We start from the raw sequence: 22,888 nt of genomic DNA on the forward strand, positions 1-22,888 counted from the left end.
CGTCTCTCATCGCCGCACAGGCGATCTCAGAGGCCTCTACGAGGGTGATGCCAGCGTCGAGACCGGACTGGATCGCCGACCCGACCCGCTCGACATCGTCGACCGTCGGCCGCCACGACGACGACGCCCGCTTGGCCGTCTGCGCCCACTCCACCCACGGCAACGCGCGACCAGAGCCCCGACCTCCGCGCCGACCTCCGAACCGGCCTCCGCGGAGGCCCCCGCGCCGACAGCACCGGCCGAACCGGCCGAACCGGCCGGTTCGCGGTGGCCCGTGGCGGGCGGCTCCGCCGCACCGCCCGGCACGGGCTCCATCGACTCCTCTCCTCTCCGACTCCTCGGAGAGGAGTCGATCGATCTAGAGAAGATGCCCAGATGGGCATCAAGACCCTGACCTGCGGAAATAGCGGCCGACACCATCTTCGTGCCCATCTGGGCACCGGGGCCGGGTGGGTGCGGGCGGGGCGGGGCGACGAATAAGCGAGTGGGTGTTGTCGGATCGGAGAGGGCGCGGTCGAGCTCGGAGTAGGTCCGCGGTCCGACATACCCGATGGGTGGTTGGGTGAAGACCGTGAACGTGTCGGCCGCCCGGCCGCGCTGCCCGGGCACGTAGTGCCGGTCGATCCGCAGGAACCCGATCTGGGAGAGGTAGTCGAACAGCCAGCCGGCTTTGTTCGCCGACTCGTAGCCGCACCAGCGGGCGAGTTTCGCGGCGGTCCAGCTCGACCCGCTCCGGATCAGTCGAGCGGACCCGGTCGGCCAGCAGCACCTGCGCGGCGGTCAGGACCTTGTCCGCGGCCGTGCTGATGGCCGCCCGTCGCTACGACACGGCGGTGCAAGCCGCACGCACGCGGCGATCCAGAACGGCACCGCCGCATCGACCGGGGAGTCACCGGCCACCGAGACGAACCGGTCATCCGCCCGGCCGGAGGCATCAACGCCCAGGTCGACAGGCATAGACGGCCCACGGCCGGGGTGGTCGGGGTGGCCGGGGTGGTGGGGCTGGCCGGTCATGGTTAGACTTCTCCCATCTCAGCCTCACGGCTGGTTTTCCAGCCTCACGGCTGGGTTTTTTTGTCGAACGACTCGCGGCCCTTTTCCTTGCCAGGGGGGGCCGTTTGTCGTTGTCTGGGGACAGACCGTAGTCGACTGGTTCATCTGCGGCACCGGCAGGTTCCACCGGCCCGGCCCGCGGTGGTGTTCACGTGCAGGCCCGACGCAGCGCATCGGCCCGGTCTGCGGTGACGGTGAGTTGGTAGCGGGTGGCGACCCGGACGAAGTCGTGGGCGTAGACACACGCATCGACCGGCGGCATCCACTGCTCCGGTCCCTTGTCGGACTTCGACCGGTTGACCTGCGCGGACACGGCGAGCAGGTTGTCCGGATCATTCGCGAACACCTCCCGCTGCCGGTCGGTCCAGGCGTGCGCGCCGGACCGGTGGGCCAGAGCGAGCGGGATGACATGGTCGATGTCGATCTGTCTCGCCGGCCCGGTGACCGTCTGCCCGCTGTACGGATCCTGAAGTGTGCCCGATGTCACATCGCAGGTGTTGCGGGTGGTGGTGTCGGTCAGGTCCCGGGCCAGGACGTAGTCCCGGATGTCGCAGCCCGGCCCGACCGCGGGCGCCCATCCGGGTCCGAACGCCTCACGGCGGTAGTCACGACCGTGCCGGTCCGGGGCGATCCGCAGCCCGGACACATCCACCGGGCCGGCCCCGTTCGGACCAGCCGCTACCGCTGACCCGGCAGCGGCAGAGTTGTCGCCGGAGTTGCCGGTGTCGTGCTGGAGTGCCCAGATCTCGACCAGCACGAACACGCCCACCGCGGCCACGGTCATCAGCAGCGTCGCCGCGCGGCGGTCCCCGACCGCCCACCGCCCGACCGCAGCCCCGGGTGGCGTCCCGGTTGTCGTCCGTGTGTCGGGTTCATCCGGTTCATGATGTCGAGCCCGTCTCGGCGGGTGCAGTCGGGGCGGCGGTCGCGACGGTTTGGTAGCGGCCGCGGGCGACCCGGGCGATCCGCCCCTGCCCGATGAGTGTGTCCAGGGCGTCGTGCACCGCAGCCTTCGACGCCGCCGCCGCCGCGACCAGATCCCCGGTCGCGACCGTGCCGCCCTCGATGAGGGCGAGGACCTCGGCCTGCACCGGCGACACCACACCCGCCGGCGCAAGTGCAGATGCAGGTGTAGGTGGGGTGTCGGCGGTGGCGGTGCGGGTTCCCCAGGACGGCTGCGGGCTGCGCCGAAGCCCGCCCCGCCCGCTCCCAGCCCCGGCTCCGGCTCCGGCAGCGCCGCCGTCGGTGAGGTGGTGGGTGCCGCCGAGGCCGCCGATCTGCCACCGCCCGTTGATGGCGGGTCCGAGGACGGTGGTGATCGCGGCGTCGTCGAGTGGATGCAGCTCGGGCTGGGCGAAGTGCCGGTCGAACGCGGTCGACACCGTCAGCTCGGGTGCCGGCCGGCCCGTCGCGGTCATCCGGGTGGCGTCAGCGTCGCTGGGTAGCCAGTCCCAGCGGACGGGTGCGTCCAGGTGGGCGTGGACGGCCATCCCGGGGATCGGGCGTCGTGGCCGGGCGTCGTCGAGGGGGAGCTCGTTCGGGTCGCACACCAGCCCGGGTACGAGGTCCGAGGACGATTTGGAGTTGGTGCGGAACGCGATGACCTGGGAGGCGAACGCCGACCGGGCGTGGTCACCGCCCCAGGCGGCTTGTCCTTGGGACTGGTTGCAGCCGACCACCCACACGCCGAGCGCGCGGACGGTGTTCACGGTCTCGGTCCACAACGCGGCGGTGGTCGGGTCGTGGGCGACGAAGGAGTACTCGTCGTGCAGGAACATCCACCCCGGCATCTCGACACTGGGGAAGATCAGGTCCGAGCCGGCCTGCGCGGCGATCTGGGCGCGTGCTTCCAGGATCGCGCCGATCAGCCTCGGCAGGGCGAGGACGTTGTGTTTGCCGATGACCGCGATCCGGGCGCGGGCGGCGAGGGCGGTGGAGGAGTTTCCTTTCGGGTCGGCATAGAGCAGGTTGAGGACGCCGGTGGACAGTGCGGCGGTGGTCAGGATGTTCGTGGCGCCGGACTTCCCGCCGCCGGTGGAGCCGACGATCATCGTCGGCACGGTCCCGGAGTCGTTCCACATGACGACGTCGACCTCGCCGGTTCCGTCGACCGCCCGCCCCACACCCTGGATCGTTCCGTCGTGCACGCGTGGCGCGGTGAAATAGCGGACCTGCGCGACCGGGTCGGTGTGGATGACCGTCAACCGCGCCCGCGCCGCGCTCTGTCCCGCCCCGGCTGGGGCGAACAGGATTCGGTCGGCGGGCTCTCCGAGCCCGCCGGCGAGGCGGACCCGGTGGGTGAGCAGATCGGCGATGGTGTGCACACCACGAGCCAGGACGACGTCGAACGTCGTCGTGTAGGGCCCGTCGACACGGTTCGTCAGCCGGGAGCCGGGGACCTTCCCGGTCGTGGAGCCGTTGGTCTGCGCCCACGCCAGGCAGTACCGGTCGTGTTCGGGGTCCGGCGGGGCGAGCGCCGGCAGCTCGGATGACGTCAACGGCGCGACCTGTGGGCCGAGCGGATGGGCCCGCCACCAACGGGTGCCCAGCACGGTCGTGCCGAGGACTGCGGCGGCGCCGAGTAGCGGCGACGGGCCCGTCGTGGCGAGTGCGTGGGCCAGAACTGATGCACCCGCACCACTCACACACAACTCAGGCCACCACCGGCCGACATGGGATCGGTAACGGGCTGCGCCCAGCACGGCCGCAGCGACCGGGAGCGCGGCAGCCGGGCCGGCGAACACTCCCGGGTCTGTCGTGGCGCCGAGCGCGGCGGCGGCGGCGCCGATCCAGTGCCCGCCCATCCCGACACCACCACCAGCGGCGGCCGGGATCCAGGGCCAGCGCCGACGACTGTTCCGATCCGCGACCAACACCCGCCGCGCGTTCTCGCACCGATCATCACCACCGACCTCCAGCGGGGCGCCCCGGTCACCGGTCGGGACGACGGCGGCCTTCACCCGCGACCAGAACGCCGCCGCATGGGCACCTGATGGCGCCGTCTCACTAGCGCCGTCACCGCGGTCCTTCTCCCGGGCTGCTGCCCGCTCGGCGGCGAGCCGGGCGGCGTGCTCGAACCGCGTCCTGCGCGTGATCGTCGATGCAGACCTCACCCGAGTCATGACTGTTCTCCCTCCTTTTTCTCCTGGTCAGCGGCGTGGTCGGCGCTGTGCTGTGGTGATGGAGTCGGAGCACCCGCCCACACCACTCGGGTGTGGGCGGGACTCCGAACCCACCAGGTCAGGCGTGGCCCAGGGACGCCTTCGACGCGCGGCCGATCATGTGGTGGGAGGTGTGGGCGTCGGCGACGATCTGCCCACCCACCCCGACCCGCTCCGCGACCAGCGACAACGAGTCGATCACCCCGCCCAGCTGACCCCCCACGCCGTCGAGGGCGTCCAGGCCGACCCAACCGTGGGATTCGAACTCGTCGGCGATCACCCGGTGGCCGGCGATGAGTTGTTCCAGATCGGTGGCGGCGTCCCGCAACGCCGCCGCGATGTATTCGTGGTTCCCGTCACCATCCAGTACTGCCGTCATGGGCTTCTGCTCCGTTCCTTCTGGCGTGTGCGCTTGTCAGCGGGTTAGAGGACGGCGTGTGGGCCCGGCACATAGGGCGCCGCCTCGTAGGCGTCCCGGCCCTGGTCGCCCTGAGCGCGCATCTGACTGGCGAGGTCCCGGTAGGCGCTCTCGGCGTCGGCCAGCACCGTCAGCGAATCCGACAGTGGGCCGGTGACCTGCTCACCCCAGCCTTGCCCGGCGAGCCGGTCGGTGAACCCGGACAGCTGGGTGCGGTAGACGCCACACGCGTCCGCCGCGGCGGCCAGTCGGGTGACAGCGGCCTCATACATTCCTGGACCTCCACAAGAAGTAGACGTAGTAGACGTGGTCGTGCTGGTGGACGGCGGGGACTCCGTCGCCGGCGCGGGCACGTCCGGATCCACGGCTTCCCCGTCCCCGTTCCCGTCCGGGGTCGGGCGGGCCGCGGGAACCTGCCCGTCAGCGGCCGGTACGCGGCTGGGCAGGCCGGGATCATCGGTCGCCACGACCGCACCCCCCGCCGACCCCGTCACGGGGCCGGCGCTGGTGCGGGTGTCGCGGCGGCGGCCCCACAGCTCCAACACACCGCCACCAGCGCCGGCACCAGTGCCAGGGCTGTCGGTGCTGGTTGCGGTGAGGCCACGGGCGTGCGCCCACCGAGCCCGCGCCCGGTCCGCCCGCTCCAGGCGCCGCTGCTGGGCGGCACGCCAGCGCTCATCCCGACCCGGGGCGGTCGCGTCGTACCACGCCCGCCGACGGGCGGCGCGGTGTTCGCCGCGCTGCTGAGCGGCCTGGCAGGCGTTCGCCCAGCGGGAGGCGACGAGTAGTCCGAACGCGCCCCGCCCGGTCGGGCGCCCCGAGCTGGTGCGGGCCCCGCCGGCGTTCTCGTGGCGCATCCGCGCCCGCGCGAGGCCGGGTGGTTCTTTGCCGTTGCTGTAGGCGGCGGTGTCGGTACGGCCTTTCGTCACGAAGAACGCGACGACGACACAGGTCAGGAAGAACGCTTCCACCAGCCACTCCTTCCTTTTCTAGCGCTGTATCGGCACACAGCTAGAACTTGCGGTGTCATCAGGTGAGGGATGCGGCGAGGGCGGCGATGAACGCATCCGCGGCCGGGTACAGACGCGGGACACCGGCCAGGACGGTCCCGACCAGGGCCAGGGCGGCGACCACCAGCAGCGACTTCGACCTCGTCGCTGCGGTGATCCCCGACCCACGCAGCCGCGAGTAAGCCCACAGGGCCGCGGCGGCCGCGACCGCACCCACCGCGCTGACTCCGACGAGCTGGGCGGTGACCTGCCCAGCACCGGACAGGGCCCCACCCGACAGATTCTGGAACAGGACGCCGAACCAGCCCGCGGACGCGCCGCCGACGCCGAACCCGCCGACCACCGCCAACACGGCGGCGACTTTCTCCCAGTCCACGCCTTTACCGGGAACATCCAGGAAGACCAGCAGTACCGCGAGGACGAGTGCGAGGGCGCCGAGGGCAGGCATGGAGGACGGGATGAACATCGACCACGACATCACCCACCGCCCGACAGCGACAGCACGAGCAGTGCGATAACGACAACGGTGATCATGAACCCGGACGGTTTGTCCCGGATCACGTTGCACAGCCAGTCCAGCGGGAACACCACGGCCAGGGCGGCCAGCGTCAGGACCGAGTGCACGGCTCTCACCAGCGGGTTCTGCGATGTGGTCCAGTCCCCGGACCGCGAGTACGCCCAGGTCTGGGCGTATGACGGCGGAGTCTGGTTCCACCGGGGCCGGGCCTCGATCAGGTCGCGGACTACGTCGATGAGGCGCTGGTCCCACGGCGCCAACGGCGTCACCACCGCGGCGGCCGGCTCGGCGGCGGCCCCAGGACTGGCCGGGTTCGACCCGCCGGGAGCGGCCGGGTCGACGACGTAGAGACCCGGTCGGCCCGCGCTCTCCACCGCCGACTCTTCCTGCTGCTGGTGGTCAGAGATCGGCTGCGACACGACGACCACCTCCCTTCCGGGGGTGCCGGTGACGGCACCGGCCGCAGGCCCGCGGCGGCGTGCCACCATCACGTGGCATCTCGAATGACCGACCACAGAACACACAACGGGCGCGGACATCCATCACGACTCACCACCTGCGGCGGTGGCGGGGCGCTGCTCGCGGCGGGCCTGGCTGCGAGCGGCGGTGCGCTGCTTCGCCCGGATCGCGGACGCCGCCGCACGTTCCTGCCCGGCGTGGAGTTCGGCGAACAGGTCCGCGAGGTCATCGGCGATACGGTCGACGCGGCGCGCGGTCTCCGGTGCTACCGCCTCGGGCTTCGGCAACGTCGCACGCACCGCGGCGAACGCTACGACCAGCCGTTCGGCCGGTGTGGACGCCTGACCGTAGGCCGACACGAACACTTCCTTCCGGGCCTTACCGCGCCGCAACAGCGCATACGCACGCCGAGCACGCGGGCCCCCGCGCTCTGGCTGAGCAGTCACCGCTGCTGGTATCACGCCGCCACCGCCCCAACACCAGCCGCGGCGGCGATATCCGCATGCCGCTGGCTCGCGCGCTCGGCATCGGTAGTGCCGCCCCAGATGCCGTCCTGGCCCGTCGCGGTCGCCCACTCACGACACGCGACACGCACCGGGCAGCCGGTGCACACCAGCCGGGCCTGCAACACACCCAGCTCTGACACCGGAAAGAACACCTCCGGATCAACACCGACACAGCGCCGACCCGGATGCGACGACAACACCACCGGGACCGGGATCCCAGGTCCCGGATCATCGTCAAAGACAGGACTACGCTCGACCACGTGGGTCACCTCTTCATGCTCGGGGTGGCCTACAAAGGGCCTCGGCGGAGGAACAGTCCGCCGGGGCCCGACCACCAGCACCACGTCTAACGTGGCACATACCAACATTAAGCATCAGAGTATGCGGCGGCGCCAGCGAGGCGTCAAGAGGCAAGTGCCGGCGCCGGCCGTGACTGCTCGTCCAACAACCAAGGAGGCGGCACGCTTGACTGGTGACCGCGCCGATGTTCAGCGCCACCTTGGCGAGATACTTCAGAAACTCCGGCTGTCTGCGAATCTTTCAGGGCGATCTCTTGCTGCAATTTTAGGGTGCGATCAATCGCGGATAAGCAGAATTGAATCAGGCCAAACAAAAATATCTGACCCTGAGGCGCAGCGATGGGCGAGGGAAACTGGTGCCTCCACCGAGGACCGCGCAGAAATTTCCGCCTTAGTCTGCAAGGCTGCCCCCTTGCAGATCTCATGGCGCGGAGCGCCAATTGGCGGCTGGGGCGCTCGCCAGGGAGACCTCTCTGCCCTGGAATCCGAGGCCCAAAGAATCCTCGTATGGCACCGATCGGGAATTCCCGATCTGCTCCAGTCCTCCTCCTACATGCTCCAAGGGGTTCAGATTGAGTCGCAGTACTCAAAACAGAGCACTGCAGCCCGCATGTTCGCAAAAGTGTCTCGCCAGCGAGTCATCTATGAGCAGTCATCACGATTGGAAGTGATATTGACAGAGCGCGCCCTAAGGGGGCTTTCTGGAAATCAGAGAGTCCTCGTGGATCAACTGATCTGGATCGGCTCTCTCGCCAAGCAAGATCGGCTAACTCTTGACGTTTATCCGATCGGTGGGCCACTCTCCATTAACGATGCACCCAGCGTTGCGATTCACCTCGCCCCTCAGAGCGGAATGGAAGACGTGGTCGTACATACAGAGCTCAAGGAGTCGCCTGAGAGTGGCCCCGAGAGCACTCAGCGGCACATCGACCGGTTCCGCGCCTATCAGCGCCACAGCTGGCGTGGGGATCAGGCGGTCGAGTTCGTCGAGAGCCTCGCTCGGGAGATGAGCCGCGGCGAGTCGGGCGACACCGGCGGCGACGGTGGGCATGACGGTGCGTGATTGTCCCGTTGTCCAACTGGACAACGGGCCGGGCGTGCTGGCGTGCGTCCTACGCGCGTGCGGGCCCGCACGCGCGTAGGACGGCAGGGTCCTTCCGCTTGTCGGGTCTTTGTCCAGTGGTTTGTCTACCTCCTGGACAAGCACAGAGCGTGACGCGCACCCCCTCCGCGCACCCCCTCCGCGCACCCCCTCCGCGCACCCCCTCCGCGCACCCCCTCCGCGCACCCCCTCCGCGCACCCCCTCCGCGCACCCCCTCCGCGCACCCCCTCCGCGCACCCCCTCCGCGCACCCCCTCCGCGCACCCCCTCCGCGCACCCCCTCCGCGCACCCCCTCCGCGCACCCCCTCCGCGCACCCCCTCCGCGCACCCCCTCCGCGCACCCCCTCCGCGCACCCCCTCCGCGCACCCCCTCCGCGCACCCCCTCCGCGCACCCCCTCCGCGCACCCCCTCCGCGCACCCCCTCCGCGCACCCCCTCCGCGCACCCCCTCCGCGCACCCCCTCCGCGCACCCCCTCCGCGCACCCCCTCCGCGCACCCCCTCCGCGCACCCCCTCCGCGCACCCCCTCCGCGCACCCCCTCCGCGCACCCCCTCCGCGCACCCCCTCCGCGCACCCCCTCCGCGCACCCCCTCCGCGCACCCCCTCCGCGCACCCCCTCCGCGCACCCCCTCCGCGCACCCCCTCCGCGCACCCCCTCCGCGCACCCCCTCCGCGCACCCCCTCCGCGCACCCCCTCCGCGCACCCCCTCCGCGCACCCCCTCCGCGCACCCCCTCCGCGCACCCCCTCCGCGCACCCCCTCCGCGCACCCCCTCCGCGCACCCCCTCCGCGCACCCCCTCCGCGCACCCCCTCCGCGCACCCCCTCCGCGCACCCCTCCGCGCACCCCCTCCGCGCACCCCCTCCGCGCACCCCCTCCGCGCACCCCCTCCGCGCACCCCCTCCGCGCACCCCCTCCGCGCACCCCCTCCGCGCACCCCCTCCGCGCACCCCCTCCGCGCACCCCCTCCGCGCACCCCCTCCGCGCACCCCCTCCGCGCACCCCCTCCGCGCACCCCCTCCGCGCACCCCCTCCGCGCACCCCCTCCGCGCACCCCCTCCGCGCACCCCCTCCGCGCACCCCCTCCGCGCACCCCCCGCCCCCCTCCGCGCACCCCCTCCGCGCACCCCCTCCGCGCCGCCGGGGGGTGAACCTTTCCGGAGCTGATCTCCTGTGGCTGGTTTTTCTTTCGGCTGCGGCAGCGATACGCCTACTCGTGGGTCGTCGCGCATTCTCGTCTGGATGGGGTCGTGTAATGTCAGTGCGGCCACTGCGCGTGCAGTCGGGACGAGGGAGCGGGGATGACTGTTCACGAACTCAGGCCCACCGGTGGTGTCGCCGGATCTGACGCCACCACGCCTGGCGGTCCTTCGCCCGACAGCACCTTGTCTGGTTCTGGCGATGAACTGTGGGGCTGGCGGGAACAGTCTGGTCCGGAGGACGCCGCGGAGCTCGCCGATATTGCGGATGGTGGGCCACAAGGTTTGTGGGCGTCGGTGTGGCCGCGTGTTCTCGCGGTTCTCGTGGTTGCTTCTGTGGGGCTGCCCGCGGCGGTGGCGTCGTATTGGCATTTGCAGGAAGTCGCGGCCCGGTTCAACCCCGGATCTGCTCTGGCGTATTGGCTGCCGTTGTCGGTGGACGGGCTCCTCGCCGCCGCACTGGTGGTGGTGTGGTCACGGCGCACCCGGGGTGAGCGTGTCGGGTTCGGGCCGTGGGCGGCGTTCGCGTTCGGCATGATCGTCACGTTGTTGGCGAACGCCGCTTCTGTTGTCCCGGAGAGTGAATGGGTGCGGCCGGGGTCGGTGTTGGCGGCGGTGGCGGCGTGGATGGTGGCGTTGTTCCCGCCGGTCGCGTTCGCGGTCAGTTTGGAATTGATCGCGATTGTGCTCCGCCCTACCCGCCGACGGGCCCGGGCGATCCAGCACGGCCGCGCCGGGCGCGGCGGAACCGCAGCGGTCGACAGCCCGGTCACCGGTGAGGCCCTGGAGCCCGCGGCGGCACCGGTCCCGCAGATGACACCGGTCCCGCAGATGACTCTGCCGGCGATCTCACCCGCCCAGTCCCCAGCATCAGCTCCGGCTGCGGCGGGGCTGGTTGGGGCGGTTGTCGAGCCCGGCCGCGACCCGGGCGACACGGTCCCGTTGCCTGCGGTGGCACCGGCTGACGCCAACGTCGGTAGTGGGTCCGGGGTGGCGGGTCAGACGAAGCAGGGCCGGGCCGAAGCGTTGTTCATGGCGGCCTGGGACCGGGGTGAGGATCTGTCGCTGGCTGAGGTCGACCGGAGGATCGGCGGGAACCGGACCGCGGCGAAGGCCAAGCGCAGCCTGCGTGATCGCGGTCTTCTGCCGCCGGCCGAGCATCTCCGGCCCGCGCCGCGGGCCGGCGCAGGCCGGGCGAGTACCCAGCTCACTCCTGCCTGACCAGGCCATACCGCCCCGGGCACCGACGGACCGGTCGGCGCGGACACGGTGACGGCGCAACCGGTGATGATCACCGGCGATACTGGGAGCCATGATCGGTAGGCGTGCGCGGTGCAGTCGCGGCGTTCGTGTTCTTCTGTCTGCAGTCGCGGTTCTGCTGGTCCTGGCCGGTTGCGGAGCCGGGCCGGCCAGGACCGACGATGGGCCTGTGGCCGAGGTGGTGTCTCCTCCGGCTGCTGTGCGGGAGGCGTTCGATCCGCCCGCTGATTTCGGTCCGCCGGTGGGTGAGATGGGGCGCGGCGCTGGTGACATCCCGATCGTCGAGGTCCTCGACGGTGTGCACGGGTGGCTGCTCGGCGCGAAAGGCCTGGTCCGGGTTGATCTCACGACCGGTGAGGTGGCCGACGGTCTGTTTCCCGATAATGCTCCGCACCCGGAGGTCGATCTCGACCTGGTCAACACCGGCACCAGCACCGTGGATCCGGCCGGCCCGCCGGTCGTCGCCGACACCCCGGTCGGGCGGCTGGTGCTGGCCGTGTTCCCGGTCAAGATCCCCGATCGGGGCACGGTCCCGGGTGGGATCGGAGTCGAGGTCGTCGCCGCGGACTCGGCGACCGGGCAGAAGGCCCAGAGCACGCTGATCCCGCTTCCGGGAAGCGAGGTGCCCGGTTCCCGGCCGTGGTTCGAGTACGTCAACGTAGTCGGCGTTCACGGGGCGACTGCGGTCGTCGATGTCCGTACCAACGAGTACGAGTTCACCGCTGCGGTCGACCTGGCCTCCGGGCAGGTCCTCTGGACCGCGCCGGGGAAAGCCGGCCAGCTGGTCGTCGGCGACACCGTGATCGTCACCGTCTCCGACTGGGGCGCCGGCACGCGGGACACGCGTGGGTTGTCGGTTGCCGACGGTCGTCAACGCTGGGTCAGCACCTCGGCCGGGTCGGCGTTCCCCGTCGGGCGGGACATGGTCCTGCTCGACGGCTCCAGCACTTCGGTGGTCATCAACGCCACGTCCGGGCGGCCGGTGCCGTCGGTCCCGTTGCACGGAGATCGGCGCGGGTGGAGCTGCTTCGGCGACCAGCGCTCGGTCACCGTCTGCCAGCGTGGTGGTGGACGGTCGGTCGAGGTCCTGCTCGGGCTCGACGATTCCGGCGCCGAGCTGTGGCGCATCGTCAATCAGACCGGTGGGACCCGAGTCCCACCTGCGGTCTCGACGGTCTGGCACGGCGCGATCTACGGCTACACCCGTGACGGTGTTCCGACCGTCCTCGACGCCCGAACCGGCGCTGACCGCACTCCGGTCGCGGCGGTCGCACCGTTTCTGGTCAACGAGTACTTCGGGATCGCCGCTGTCGACGCATCGGTGGGCCAGGTGAGCGCGCCTTCCCGTGCGGTCGCTGTCCCCGCCACCTCCTGACGAGCACTTTTCCTTGACCGCGGCCGGGCCCTGGCTGCTGAAGACAACGTCAGGTCCAGGTCATCGTGATGACGAGCATGGCGGCGACGATGACCAAGCCGAAGATCACCAGGGCGAGCCACGGCCCGGTAGCCGGCCGGGGCCCCTCCGGCGCTGTCGGGGCCTGGGTGCGCGTGCGGCGGTGAGCTGGCGCGTGGTCCCTGGCCGGGTGGTCGCGTGCGAGGGCCTCGACCAGGTCAGCGCGGTTGAGTACGGCGGTGTCGGCTTCGGCCGCTGCCCGGGAGGCCGCGCGGTCGGGTCCCGACGTCCAGGTCGGCCATGCCAGCCGATCACTCTGGCTGTCCGGTCTGGCCGGGGTGTCGGTGTCGCGGGGCGTGTTCACCGGTGCACTGTGCGCGCCCGGTAGGCAGGCGCACCAGCGGTGGCGCTGGTTGTCACCGACTCGTGCGCTCACGAGCCCACGCCGGGCCGGGCCGGGCCGGGCCGGGTTTATCCGGGCATGTTCGGTTTGTCTGGTTATCTCCAGGTTTTCGGGTTGAGGCGTCGGCGTCCGGTCGTGGCGTTGGTGCTGGTGCGGGCGATCAGGCGGGCGCGGGTGGACTCGATCAGTGCTCGGGTGTCGGGGCTGATCTGGCGGGCCTGGGCGTCGGTGGCGGCTTGTGCGGCGAGGTGGCGGGCCTGTCGGGCGATCCGGTCGGCAGCGGGTGTGACGTGGTCGCATTTGAGCGCGAGGGGCGGGTAGTCACCGGTGGCGGGATCGACGACCTGTCCGTACTCGTCGCATTCGGCGCAGCCGGCGATGCGCTGCCGTGCCTGTTGCGCGGCCTCAGAGCGCCGCTGAGCGGCCGTAGCGGCCTGCTGGGCCTCTTGGGCTTGCATCCGCTTGCGGACCGTTCCGCAGCCGCCACAGGGCCGGTCGTGGGGGTCGGGGTGGGCGAGGTGACGTGAGCAACGCCAGGTCTCCCGCCGCGCCGGGTCCGGCACCAGCACCGCCGGTGCTGCCGGTGTGGGCGGGGTGTGGGCTTGCGCCGCGGCGGTGGTGACCAGGTCAGACACGACCGAAGTAGCGGCGGCCGGTGGGCCCTGGTCGGCCAGGGCGGCCAGGACGGTGGCCGGCGGTGCGGCGGCGGGTTCCGGGCGTAGCGCGTCGAGTGCCGCCGAGGTCTCGGCCAGGGCGGGCTGCTCCAGCGGATCGGCCGCCGCCGGTCCCGCTTCCTCCGGGCGGGGTGTTCGGGTCGAGGACTCCTGGGGGGCGTTGCTCGGGGTGTCCCGCTCGGGGTCCGGACGAGCGCCGCCCGACCGGACCGGGTCGGCGCCGGTCGCGGGCGCGCTCGCGCGCGTGGCCTCCCCCGTGACGGTCACCTGACGGTTCCAGGCAACCCGCGGTGAGACCCCCGTGGGGTCGCACGGTGAGACGGGGGGGGTCTCACCGTGAGACGGGGGGGGGAGCTGCGGAAACACCGGTTCGGGCAGGCCGGCGACGTGCTCGCCGAGACCCGCCCCAGGAGCCTCGGACAGACCCCTCAGACCCGCCGGATCCGCCCCCGCGCCGACCGCCGCACCGACCGCTCCGTCGACCATTCCGGCGCCCGTGTCGAGGACCGAACCGGGGGCCGAGCCGGTGTCCGGCTCGGCGTCTGTGTCGGCGGCTGGTGTGATGCCGAACAACACCTCGAGGGTGTCGAGCTCCACCCGGGCCCGGAGCCTCGCCCGGTTCCGCTCCTGGAGCACCTCGACCTGGATCCAGTAACCATTCGAGGTCCACGCCCCGTTCCTACGGTGCCGCCGGGCACGCCGCAGCACACCCTCACGCTCCAGATCGTTCAGCGACCGGAACACCGTCGCCCGCGACAACCCGGTCTTCCGCGCCACCGACATCACCGCCGGGAAACACAACCCACGCTCGTTGGCGTGGTCAGCGATCGCCAGCAACACCGCCCGCCGCGACGCCATCGCCACATCAGACTTGAACACCGCATCCATCACCGCGACGCTCACCGCACACCCCCGAACAAGACGAAGGCGGCCAGGTCAATGAGCACAAACGGGGCGGCCACCGACCCCCGCGAGTACAGCTGGTCGAGGTCGAGGTCGAGGTCGAGGTCGAGATCGAGGTCGAGGGGGGCCTCGACGGTTCTGTAGGTCACCGCTACAGTCCTTCCAGCACATGAAGTGCTTGGTCAGGGCAGTCGGCCTGGTCGATACGCGGTCCGAGTGACCACGTCGATCCGGAACTGACTACTCGATGGGTGACCGCGCCGCTTTTCCTGCCGAGGAGTCGGCGGCGCAGTCATTACTTGGATGCAGACGGTAGCGGGTCGGGTCCCGATGGGTTCGCCCGCTACCGTCTGCCCCAGGAACTCGCTGGTCCACCAGCATTTACCCCGCCCCACCCCGCCGCCGCGTCGGCCTTGTCACTGGTGGGTGTGAGCCAGTAGGCCGCGCAGTCATGACAGACGACCGCCTCGACCGCCCCGAACATCAACGCCCGCGGGTCACGGATGCAGGTCGGGCACCGATAGCTGCCGCCGACCCAGAGCGGTCCGTCCTGAGCGATCGTGTTGCTGGCGGTCACCATGTGAACAAGTCTCCGTTCGTTGACCGAGACCGAAGGTGCTGACCTGTCGGTCTGGGTGGCGCTGTCCGGGATTCCCGGTAGGCCCAGGTCACCGGTAGTCTCCAGTTCCGTACTGAACGTGGCTGCCGCGGTCGTGGCGATCGTGTCGGTCCAGAGCACGTCGTCGCCGGTGATGCTGTAGCTGGCGCCGGCGCCGATCACTACCGCTACCACGACCCCTCTGGTGAGAGCGCCAGCGATGACACGGTCGGCGGTGCGGGTGTCGCGGCGGGTGTCGCTGTGGCTCCGGGTTCGTCTCGGAGGGGTGGAGGAGTCGTGGAGAGTCGGTCGCAGCGACGGAAGGTGGCGCGGCTGGCGAAGCGACGCAGCAAGCAGATCGACCGAGTCCGGCTGAGCGGGCGCCAGGCCGCTGAGGACGCTGTCGAGCATCTGTCGGGGCGTGCGGGTGTGGCGCGGGTGGTGTGGACGGCGTTGACGATGCAGCGCTGCTCGATCACCCAGACCTACTGGTTGACCCGGGATTGTTGCCGCGGCTACCACGTCGGCCTCGGGCTTCCCGACGGTTCCGCGGTGATCGTGGAGATGACCTTCCCCGATGACGACACCAGCGAGCTGGTGCTGGCCACACACTGCGGCACCGGCGCATACGCCCAAGACGTCGCGACCGTGACTGCATGGCTGCTGCCTGGCCTCACCGACTGAGGGCCGCCGCACATCCTTCCGCCGGTCGCCTCCGCGCATGTCATGGATCATGACGTGCCTGCCGCAGAGGCCGGTACACCGGCCGGAGCGACCGCACCCGCGGGTGGTGCCGCATGAACCCGGCGGATGTGGGTGATGTCATTGGCCCAGTCGGTGAGTGGTTGGAGGATGACGCCTCGGGTGGTGTCGTAGGCGTTGACGATCATGCCGTGCCCGACGTACATGCCGTTGTGGCGTGGGTTGTCGGTGCTGCCGAGTGAGCCGGGGATGAAGACGAGGTCTCCGGGTGCGATGTCGTGGATGGGTACCGGCTGTCCGGCGTGTTTCTGGCTGACCGTCCCGGCGGGCAGGGCGACGCCGGCGGTGGCCCAGGAGGCGAGCATGAGTCCGGAGCAGTCGAACCCGTCCGGGCCTTGCCCGCCCCACACGTACGGTTTCCCCAGCTGGGCCAGGGCGAACGTGACCGCGGCCCGGGCGACGGGGTCGGCGGGCGGGGTGAACCCGGCGGGGAGCTTCTTCGGGTCAATGTTCCCCGGTGAGACCGGGACTCCGGCGCCGCCGGAGTCCGGGCACGCGTACACGCTCGCGGCGAGTTGCGTGGCGGGTGCGGTGTTCTCGGCGCGGGAACTGTCGGCGCCCGGTGATACCGCTACAGGGTTGTCGGCTGGGTTGTCGACGGCCGGGGTGTTGTCGGGGCCGCGCCAGAGTTGTTCGACCAGGGCTGCGGCCGGTGCTTCTTGTGGTGCGTAGCGGTCGGGGAACGCCGAGCGTTGCACCGCTTGGGCCGCGGTGCCGGGCGCCATGGTGTGCCATCCGGGTAGCGCGACGAGGCGGTTGAGGAAGGTGTCGGTGGCTGCGACCGGGTTCAACACCGTCGCGGGTGGGCCCCAGCCCTGGGACGGGCGTTGTTGGTAGAGCCCGAGGCTGTCGCGGTCGCCGTAGGCGATGTTGCGGATCCCGGATTCGACGATCACCGTCGACAGGGCGATCACCGCCGCCCGCCGCGGCAGCCCCCGTTCCACGACCCGCGCGATGATCGTGGCGGCGTTATCGGTCTGCTCGGCCGACCACTCGACACCGTCCACGGTCTGCGCGCCACCACCGAGCCCGCCGTCGGGCCCGCACCCGAACCGGCCCCCGGCGATCCCCAGCGCCGCAACCACGGCGAGACCACCGATCACAGCGGTCACCAGCAGCACCACAGACCCGCCGAGGGCTCCGGCGATCAGCACCGGCCGGCCCATCTACCTCTCCTCCGTCAACGCATCATCGGGCACTGCGCCATCGGTCAATGTTCCGTTGACGCCAGCGGATCCGGGTGGGTCTCCGGTGTCCTGTGTGTGACTGGTGTCGTCGTCCGGGTCGGCGGGTGCGGGGTGGCGGGTGCGCATGCCGGCGTCGGTGTCGAAGATCGACTTTTCGGTCGTGGACAGGACGGTTTGGATCCTCATGCCGGGCCGGTTGTCGAGTTTCCACAGCGCCCGTCCGGGAGCTTGCATGGCCCAGCCGGTGACGGCGGCCTGTTCGGCCTCGGAGAGTCCGAGGAGCCCGGCGAGTTCGGTCGAGATCGCCTCGGACTGGCCGAGGAGGACTTTCGTCGAGCACAGGGCGAGCAGGTCCGCGGCGATCGCGGCTTCGTGGGAGCCCGCGGCGCCGACCGCCCGCAGGTCCGACGGCTTGTGCATGATCAGCATTTGGATGGTGCGGTCGCTGCGGGACAGGCGTAGGTCGGCGTTGATCGCTTTCACCGCGGGCAGGCCCAGGCCGAGTTGTCGCCAGACCTCGTCACGGATCACGATCCGGGGTGCGCCGGTGTCGTGGAGATCGGTGAGCATCGCCGACCACGCCCCCAGACAGGTCAACGCGACGTTGACGGCTTGTTCGCCGAGCGGTTCCAGGCGTGAGAGGTCCATGGACTGGATGGGGGCGTCCCAGTCGAGGTCGAAGTTCGTGTCGGTGTCGAACAGCCCGGCCAGTGGGCCGACCACGAGGTTGGACAACGCGTCGGTCAGTGGGCGCATCGTGTCGAGGAACGCCCGCCGGGAGGCGAACCGGGTGTCGTTCCACAGCTGCTGGTCGGGGTCGGTGAGTAGCCCGGTGACCTGCGGGATCGTGACCGGGCGCAGGTCATCGGTGGTGTCGTCGGCACCGACGAGACGACGTAGCACCAGCTGCAGGACGTGTTCGTCGGTGACGGTCGGTGCATAGCCCTGGGCGGCGGCCAGCGCGGCGAGCAGCCGGTTCCAGCGGGTCAGGATCACCGCGAGTTCCCGGCGTCGGCGCTCGGGCGGCCAGGCCGCCCACCGGGTCCGGACCGGCCCGAGGTCCAGCGCGTTCAAACGCCGCGGCGACCCGGCGCCGAGCACGATCGGTTCGACACCGAGCGCGCGCAGGACCGGCGTGTACTCGCCTTTGCGGTCACCGGAGATCAACGTCTTGAACCCGAACGGCATCATCCGCAGGCAGAACGCACACACCGTGGAGGACTTCCCCCGGCCGGGTTCCCCGAAGAAGATCATGTTCGGGTTCGTGACCAGCTTCGCCCCACCCGCCTCGGGGGCGACCCACTCGCTGGGATGGGCGTAGAAGGAACCGCCGGTCGAGGCGTCGAAGCCCATCCGCGCCCCGACCGGCGGGACCCCGTGCGCAGCCAACAGCGGGAACAGCCCACCGATCTGGTCGGTCGTGGCCCGATAGACCGGCAGCCGGCGGGCGGCGTCGACCGGGGCCCAGCCGCGCCCGCCGGCGCGGTGCCCGCGCCGCGGGTCGGCGTTCCAGACGACGCCGGCGTCGACACCGATGGCCTCCGGCGGCGCCGCCACCGTGAGCTGTTCGGGCGTGAGGTCGGTGAACGCGGTCAACAACTCGCCAGCGCTCCGCGACACCGGAGCTGCCCGCCCGCCGCCTCGCCTGCTGAACATCGTCATCGTTGCCACCTGCGTTGGGGCAGGCCGGGCAGGCCGTAGCCGACCGGCAGACACGCCGCGACGAACGCGGCGTCCTGGGCCAGTTCCAGGCGCAGCAGCCCGAAACGGCCCGAGGCGTCGTTCTCGATCCCGGCCGCGGCGTCCTCGACGCCCCAGTCCGCCCAGTCCGCCGGCACCGTCGTCGCCGCGGCGATGGTGTAACGGACCAGGGCGTGCCCGGCCGCGACCGCGGCTTCGTGGGCGTGCCCACCCGCACGGCGCTGCTGGTCGGCGACGGTCGTACCGAACCCGCGGGTCGCTTTCAGATCCGCGATCAGGGTGTCGCGGAACCTCGTGCGTGACACGTGCCGGCGGGCGTGGGACGGGTCGAGGACCTCGTAGTGGATCTGCAACGACCGCCGCTCCCCCGCACGGCGCACCGCCAGCAACGGCCCCAACGACCCGAACTCGGTGCCACCGACCGGCGGCTGCACCGCATAAGCGACGGTGGCGAACCCGTCATGGGCATACGAACGTGCCGCCGGCGCCGGGGCCAGCACCGGCCCGGCCATCGACCACGGCAGACGACCAGCCCGGTCGGGGCGGGTGAGCTGCTGGTGGCGCAGATGGGCCGCCGCGGCCGGGTTGAAACCGGTGCGCACAGCTTCAGCGACCGCGGCGGAGGTCAACCATGTCACCTCGGTGACCCCGAGCCCGCGCAGGGCGTCGGCGACACCATCCAACACCCGGTAGAGGGCGTAGGAGCGCCCGGCGACGCCGCCACCGGCGGCTTTCGCCGCCCGCCGCAACGAATGCTCCGTCCCGGCCACAGTCACGAACAGCTCGGTGCGCACACTCGCGGCGGCGACATCACGGTCGATCTCCGCCGCGATCCGCCGCGTCAACTCCGGCGCGGTGTCGACCTGGTGCTGTTCGCGCCACACCAGGTAGTCGGTCCCGTCATCAGGCACCGTGCGCACCAGCAACGACACCCGGTCGATCACCTCCCGGTGCGCGACACCGATCAGCATCGTCCCCAGCTGCTCGGCCAACCCGTCGCGCTCCGCGGGCGAGGCCATCGCCACCCCGGAATGGGTGAGCCGCCCGGTGATCGCCCACCGACCATCAACGGTGTCCTGGATCACACACAGGCGGTGGTTGGCCAGGGGTGGCCCGTCGTGGAACCGGAACCGCGACAACACCCCGGGCAGATCAGCGACCGCCGGGTCGGCGGCCTGACCGGCCGCGGCCCTCGACTGCCAGCGGGACCAGTTCATGAGGACTCCTGTGGTGAACATGCCCAGGTCGACCAGCCAATACACCGCGGGCCGGCCCCGGATCGGGACCGTGGTCAACACCCACACCACGCCCGCGACCAGCGCCCACCCGAACGCGGTCGACCACCGCCCGGCCGCGACCGCCACGACCGGCGGGACACAACCCGCCCCGACCGTCACCGCCTGCCCGGTCGACATCCCCGCCAGCCAGCCCGCGCCCTCACGGTGACCCAGATCCCGATACATCCGCCCACCAGCGGTCATGTCTCACGCCCCGGCCGCGGCCTCGGCGGTGCCGTGCTGGGCGGTGCCGTGTTGGGTGCTGCGCTGCTGGGCGGGGGCTTCGGCGGCCGGCGATCGGTCTCCGGTGCCGGGCGCGGCACCCGACCCCGCTGCTCCCCCTGCCGCTGCTGCTGGTCGCGGGTGGTGGTGTCCTGCCCGGTGAGGCTCCGGGGGGCCGGTGGCGGGTCTCCTGCGCGATCCCGGGTGGCGACCCCGTCCCGCTCCGTCGTGCGGGCGGGAGCGGGAGCGGGCGGGACGGCGGGAGGTGGGTCGTCCCCGGCCGCCGGCGCCGCCCGAGACGGTGCCGGTGCGGGTGGCGGGCGGAGGCTCGGAGTGCGGTTCAGCACGAACCCGCCGCCGTGCCCGACACCGGTCTGCCCGGCCTGCTGGTTGAGCCGACCGGCCGCGTACTCCCCGACCGCCGCCACACCGTGATAGCCCGCCGCGAGCACCCCACCGACCGAGCGCCCAGCCCGGACCCCCGCCGCCGCAGCACTCCCGCCTGCCCGGGTTTGGGCGCGGGCGGTATCGGCGAACCGCACCGCGTGCGCCTCCTCCACCGCGACCGCACCCGGCCGGGCCGCCCCCGCCGGGGCCGGTCGGCGCGCGGTGATCGCCCGCACATCCATCCCCGCACCGGTCGCCGGATCAACGAACGCGAGGAGTTTGTAGACCGCCCACGGGCAGAACACCGCCGCCAGCAACACCGCCGCACCCGCCAACAGCCCCGACACACCCGACGCGGACGCGAGCATCCCGACCCCGATGACCAGCACCAACGCCAACGCCGGTTCGAGGAGGATCGCCGCGGCCAGCCACCGCACGCTCCGCCACCACCACGCCGACGTCGCCCCCGACAACAAACCCGCCGCCGCGATCGGGGACACCGCGATCAACACGACGATGATCGCCTGCCGCACGACCATCTCGAACGCGAACCCGACCGCCGCGACCGAGCCGAGCGCCCCGGCGACCGCCATGATGATCGCCCGGCTCATCTCCGTCAGCCCGGTACCGAGGTCCGGGTTGTCGACGAAGACCGCCCCGACCCCGGTCACCGGCGCATCCACCGGCGCGCCCGGATCAGCCGGCGGCGGGTCCAACACGCGGGCGAACTCCGGCGACCCGAGGCCCAGATCCAGCAGGCCCCGGGCGATCCCGTCCGCCGCCGCGACCAGGCCCGCCGACAGCGACAGGATGAACGCCAACGCGATCCCGAAATGCAGCGGCCCCAGCAGCAGCCGCGACACCCCCCAGCCGCCGCGGACCACGACCGCCACGATCTGGGAGAAGAACACACACGTCGCGACCAGGATCGCCAGCCACCACAACGCCGGCCACACCTGCCCCAGCCCGCTGCCCGGGGAGAAGATCGCGACCAGATCGAACCGGGTCAGGTGATCGACCAGGGCCAGCGTGTCACGCAACATCGCCAGCCCGGCCGCCCACACCGACTCCAACACACCCACCACACCGGCCTTGACATACTCGCTGATCGCGGTGGAGACAGCACCACTCGGATCGGCGGCGATGCCCAGCGCACGCTCCCAGAAGCCCGGCTCGGGCGGCGGAGGGCCCGGTTCGGGCGGCTGCGTCACCCACCGGTCCGACCCGATCATGTCGGTGTTCATCGGGCCAGGTCCCGGTATCCGGCAGCGACCGCTTCCGCAGTGCCCGGCCATGGTGAAGGTGCTTGTTCGGGACGCATGGCGCGGGCGATCCGCCACTGCTCGCTGCCATCTGCGACCTGGACTCGGCGCATGGACTGACAGTCACCCATCCCTGCAGAGGCGACCCGCCCGTAGTAGTCGGCGACGAATTCCCCCAGGACACAGGCCACCACGAACCGGTCCCCGACCGTGCCCTTGATCTGCGCGGCACGAGGGACCCAGCTCACCGACAGGCCCGGCTTCGGGCCGTGCGCCGGCAGCCCGGCGTTCTTACGGAAGTTCGTCAGTACCACCGAGAACAGCGCCCGGTTGCCGCGCGGAGCGTCAGCGGCCTCAGTGATCGAGTCGTGCGCCCGGGCGTAGTCGGCCGGGTCCCCACCGAGCATCCCGGCCGCAGACATCGCCACGAGCTGCGCGATCGCGCCCTCCGGAGTCGCCGGGAAGCTGTCGGGAAACGGCACACCCACCACCCGCCCCGGTGCGGGGAGCGTGATCGGCGGCCCGGCCGTCTCGGTGGTCAACGTGTGCGGCTGACCGGCCGCGTCAGGTAACGCCAGCATCGGCGCGTCAGCCAGCTCCTGTTCCGAGGCCCACTCCCGTGTCTCCACGCCCGCCGCTACAGGCGGGGGCGCCGGGACTGGCGCTGGCTCGTCGTCCCGGCCGCCGAGCCAGCCCGCGATCGTGTAGACCAGGCCGGCGGCCAGCAGGACCGCGAGCGCGCCGACTCCGGCGGCGATCACGTAGCCGCGCCGCCGGTTCGGCTCCCGCCCCGCCGACGAGGACGAGGACGCGCTCATCCGAGTTCACCGGTCGCGATCATCTTGATCAGGTTCTGCCCCGACGCCCAGAGGATCCCGGCCAGGAACGCCGTACCGACCATCCCGGCGCCGATGGTCGCGGCCATCCGGTTGTTCCAGAACCGGCCCGCGCCGATAGTGAACACGCCCAGGAACAACAGCAGCGGCACCGACCAGCCCGCCAGAGACATCACCACGCCCCCGATGTACTCGGTGGTCTCCCCGAACCGGCCGGGCAACGGCCTGGGCACCACCGTCGGCAACTGCGGCAACTCCTGACCGCCCTGCCCACCCGGCGGCGCCGGCGGCGCCGGC

At 71.5% G+C, this 22,888-nt stretch carries 22 protein-coding genes; 4 read left to right on the forward strand and 18 right to left on the reverse strand.

What is annotated here, in order from left to right; genetic code table 11:
• Positions 1-1,201 precede the first annotated feature (1,201 nt).
• The 8 genes from Ae717Ps2_RS31740 to Ae717Ps2_RS39930 form a co-directional block, all read right to left on the reverse strand.
• Positions 1,202-1,822 (reverse strand): HNH endonuclease family protein, encoded by a 621-nt coding sequence (locus Ae717Ps2_RS31740; RefSeq protein WP_158071597.1) that lies wholly within the window; start codon positions 1,820-1,822, stop codon positions 1,202-1,204.
• Positions 1,823-1,934: 112 nt separating this feature from the next.
• A complete protein-coding gene (locus Ae717Ps2_RS31745) occupies positions 1,935-4,175 on the reverse strand; it encodes a hypothetical protein (protein WP_143510781.1) in 2,241 nt (746 codons plus the stop codon).
• Between the two features lie 118 nt (positions 4,176-4,293).
• Complete coding sequence (locus Ae717Ps2_RS37620) at positions 4,294-4,593, reverse strand: hypothetical protein (RefSeq protein ID WP_075334689.1); 300 nt, start codon at positions 4,591-4,593, stop codon at positions 4,294-4,296.
• Positions 4,594-4,637: 44 nt separating this feature from the next.
• Complete coding sequence (locus tag Ae717Ps2_RS31755; protein ID WP_075334690.1) at positions 4,638-5,603, reverse strand: hypothetical protein; 966 nt, start codon at positions 5,601-5,603, stop codon at positions 4,638-4,640.
• 58 nt (positions 5,604-5,661) lie between these two features.
• Positions 5,662-6,120 carry a hypothetical protein gene (locus Ae717Ps2_RS31760; protein ID WP_075334691.1) on the reverse strand — a complete coding sequence of 153 codons (459 nt, stop codon included), beginning with the start codon at positions 6,118-6,120 and terminating at the stop codon, positions 5,662-5,664.
• Positions 6,120-6,578, reverse strand: coding sequence for a hypothetical protein (locus tag Ae717Ps2_RS31765; protein ID WP_143510785.1), 459 nt, complete (start codon positions 6,576-6,578; stop codon positions 6,120-6,122). The genes Ae717Ps2_RS31760 and Ae717Ps2_RS31765 overlap by 1 nt, the downstream gene beginning before the upstream one ends.
• Positions 6,579-6,701: 123 nt before the next feature.
• Positions 6,702-6,977, reverse strand: a complete 276-nt coding sequence (locus tag Ae717Ps2_RS31770) for a hypothetical protein (protein WP_143510787.1) — start codon at positions 6,975-6,977, stop codon at positions 6,702-6,704.
• 98 nt (positions 6,978-7,075) lie between these two features.
• Positions 7,076-7,393: a WhiB family transcriptional regulator gene (locus Ae717Ps2_RS39930; RefSeq protein WP_304442465.1), complete on the reverse strand. Its 318-nt coding sequence runs from the start codon at positions 7,391-7,393 to the stop codon at positions 7,076-7,078.
• Between the two features lie 112 nt (positions 7,394-7,505).
• Between Ae717Ps2_RS39930 and Ae717Ps2_RS31780 the strand changes: the two genes are divergently transcribed.
• From Ae717Ps2_RS31780 to Ae717Ps2_RS31790, 3 genes are all read left to right on the forward strand, one after another.
• Complete coding sequence (locus Ae717Ps2_RS31780; RefSeq protein WP_083702691.1) at positions 7,506-8,486, forward strand: Scr1 family TA system antitoxin-like transcriptional regulator; 981 nt, start codon at positions 7,506-7,508, stop codon at positions 8,484-8,486.
• A 1,342-nt stretch (positions 8,487-9,828) separates the two neighbouring features.
• The gene (locus Ae717Ps2_RS31785; protein WP_083702692.1) at positions 9,829-10,947 is read left to right on the forward strand and encodes a DUF2637 domain-containing protein; all 1,119 of its coding nucleotides are present in this window, start codon (positions 9,829-9,831) and stop codon (positions 10,945-10,947) included.
• Positions 10,948-11,227: 280 nt separating this feature from the next.
• On the forward strand, positions 11,228-12,361 hold the full coding sequence (locus Ae717Ps2_RS31790; RefSeq protein WP_143510791.1) for a hypothetical protein: 1,134 nt from the start codon (positions 11,228-11,230) through the stop codon (positions 12,359-12,361).
• 49 nt (positions 12,362-12,410) lie between these two features.
• Here Ae717Ps2_RS31790 and Ae717Ps2_RS31795 read toward each other — a convergent pair whose 3' ends face one another.
• The 4 genes from Ae717Ps2_RS31795 to Ae717Ps2_RS31805 all read right to left on the reverse strand — a co-directional run bounded on the left by Ae717Ps2_RS31795 (position 12,411) and on the right by Ae717Ps2_RS31805 (position 15,140).
• Positions 12,411-12,743 (reverse strand): hypothetical protein, encoded by a 333-nt coding sequence (locus Ae717Ps2_RS31795; protein ID WP_075334697.1) that lies wholly within the window; start codon positions 12,741-12,743, stop codon positions 12,411-12,413.
• Between the two features lie 134 nt (positions 12,744-12,877).
• Entirely contained in the window at positions 12,878-14,359 is a 1,482-nt protein-coding gene (locus Ae717Ps2_RS31800; protein ID WP_083702693.1) for a helix-turn-helix domain-containing protein, read from the reverse strand.
• Entirely contained in the window at positions 14,356-14,508 is a 153-nt protein-coding gene (locus tag Ae717Ps2_RS37625) for a hypothetical protein (RefSeq protein ID WP_158071598.1), read from the reverse strand. The genes Ae717Ps2_RS31800 and Ae717Ps2_RS37625 overlap by 4 nt, the downstream gene beginning before the upstream one ends.
• Before the next feature lie 194 nt (positions 14,509-14,702).
• Entirely contained in the window at positions 14,703-15,140 is a 438-nt protein-coding gene (locus Ae717Ps2_RS31805; RefSeq protein WP_143510794.1) for a hypothetical protein, read from the reverse strand.
• Between the two features lie 141 nt (positions 15,141-15,281).
• Between Ae717Ps2_RS31805 and Ae717Ps2_RS31810 the strand changes: the two genes are divergently transcribed.
• Positions 15,282-15,641, forward strand: a complete 360-nt coding sequence (locus tag Ae717Ps2_RS31810) for a hypothetical protein (RefSeq protein WP_143510796.1) — start codon at positions 15,282-15,284, stop codon at positions 15,639-15,641.
• A 47-nt stretch (positions 15,642-15,688) separates the two neighbouring features.
• Here the strand turns inward: Ae717Ps2_RS31810 and Ae717Ps2_RS31815 are convergent, their stop codons facing one another.
• From Ae717Ps2_RS31815 to Ae717Ps2_RS31840, 6 genes are read right to left on the reverse strand one after another with little or no spacing between them, the layout of a single operon-like run.
• A complete protein-coding gene (locus Ae717Ps2_RS31815; protein WP_075334701.1) occupies positions 15,689-16,885 on the reverse strand; it encodes a C40 family peptidase in 1,197 nt (398 codons plus the stop codon).
• The gene (locus Ae717Ps2_RS31820; protein ID WP_198932378.1) at positions 16,886-18,568 is read right to left on the reverse strand and encodes an ATP-binding protein; all 1,683 of its coding nucleotides are present in this window, start codon (positions 18,566-18,568) and stop codon (positions 16,886-16,888) included.
• Positions 18,565-20,070, reverse strand: coding sequence for an SCO6880 family protein (locus Ae717Ps2_RS31825; protein ID WP_233147866.1), 1,506 nt, complete (start codon positions 20,068-20,070; stop codon positions 18,565-18,567). The genes Ae717Ps2_RS31820 and Ae717Ps2_RS31825 overlap by 4 nt, the downstream gene beginning before the upstream one ends.
• A 14-nt stretch (positions 20,071-20,084) precedes the next feature.
• The gene (locus Ae717Ps2_RS36810) at positions 20,085-21,737 is read right to left on the reverse strand and encodes a hypothetical protein (RefSeq protein WP_075334704.1); all 1,653 of its coding nucleotides are present in this window, start codon (positions 21,735-21,737) and stop codon (positions 20,085-20,087) included.
• Positions 21,734-22,573 (reverse strand): hypothetical protein, encoded by an 840-nt coding sequence (locus Ae717Ps2_RS31835; protein WP_083702696.1) that lies wholly within the window; start codon positions 22,571-22,573, stop codon positions 21,734-21,736. Before Ae717Ps2_RS31835 ends, Ae717Ps2_RS36810 begins: the two co-directional genes overlap by 4 nt.
• Positions 22,570-22,824, reverse strand: coding sequence for a hypothetical protein (locus Ae717Ps2_RS31840; RefSeq protein WP_143510798.1), 255 nt, complete (start codon positions 22,822-22,824; stop codon positions 22,570-22,572). Before Ae717Ps2_RS31840 ends, Ae717Ps2_RS31835 begins: the two co-directional genes overlap by 4 nt.
• Between the last annotated feature and the right edge of the window lie 64 nt (positions 22,825-22,888).

This window comes from Pseudonocardia sp. Ae717_Ps2, assembly GCF_001932475.1.
Classification (GTDB): domain Bacteria; phylum Actinomycetota; class Actinomycetes; order Mycobacteriales; family Pseudonocardiaceae; genus Pseudonocardia.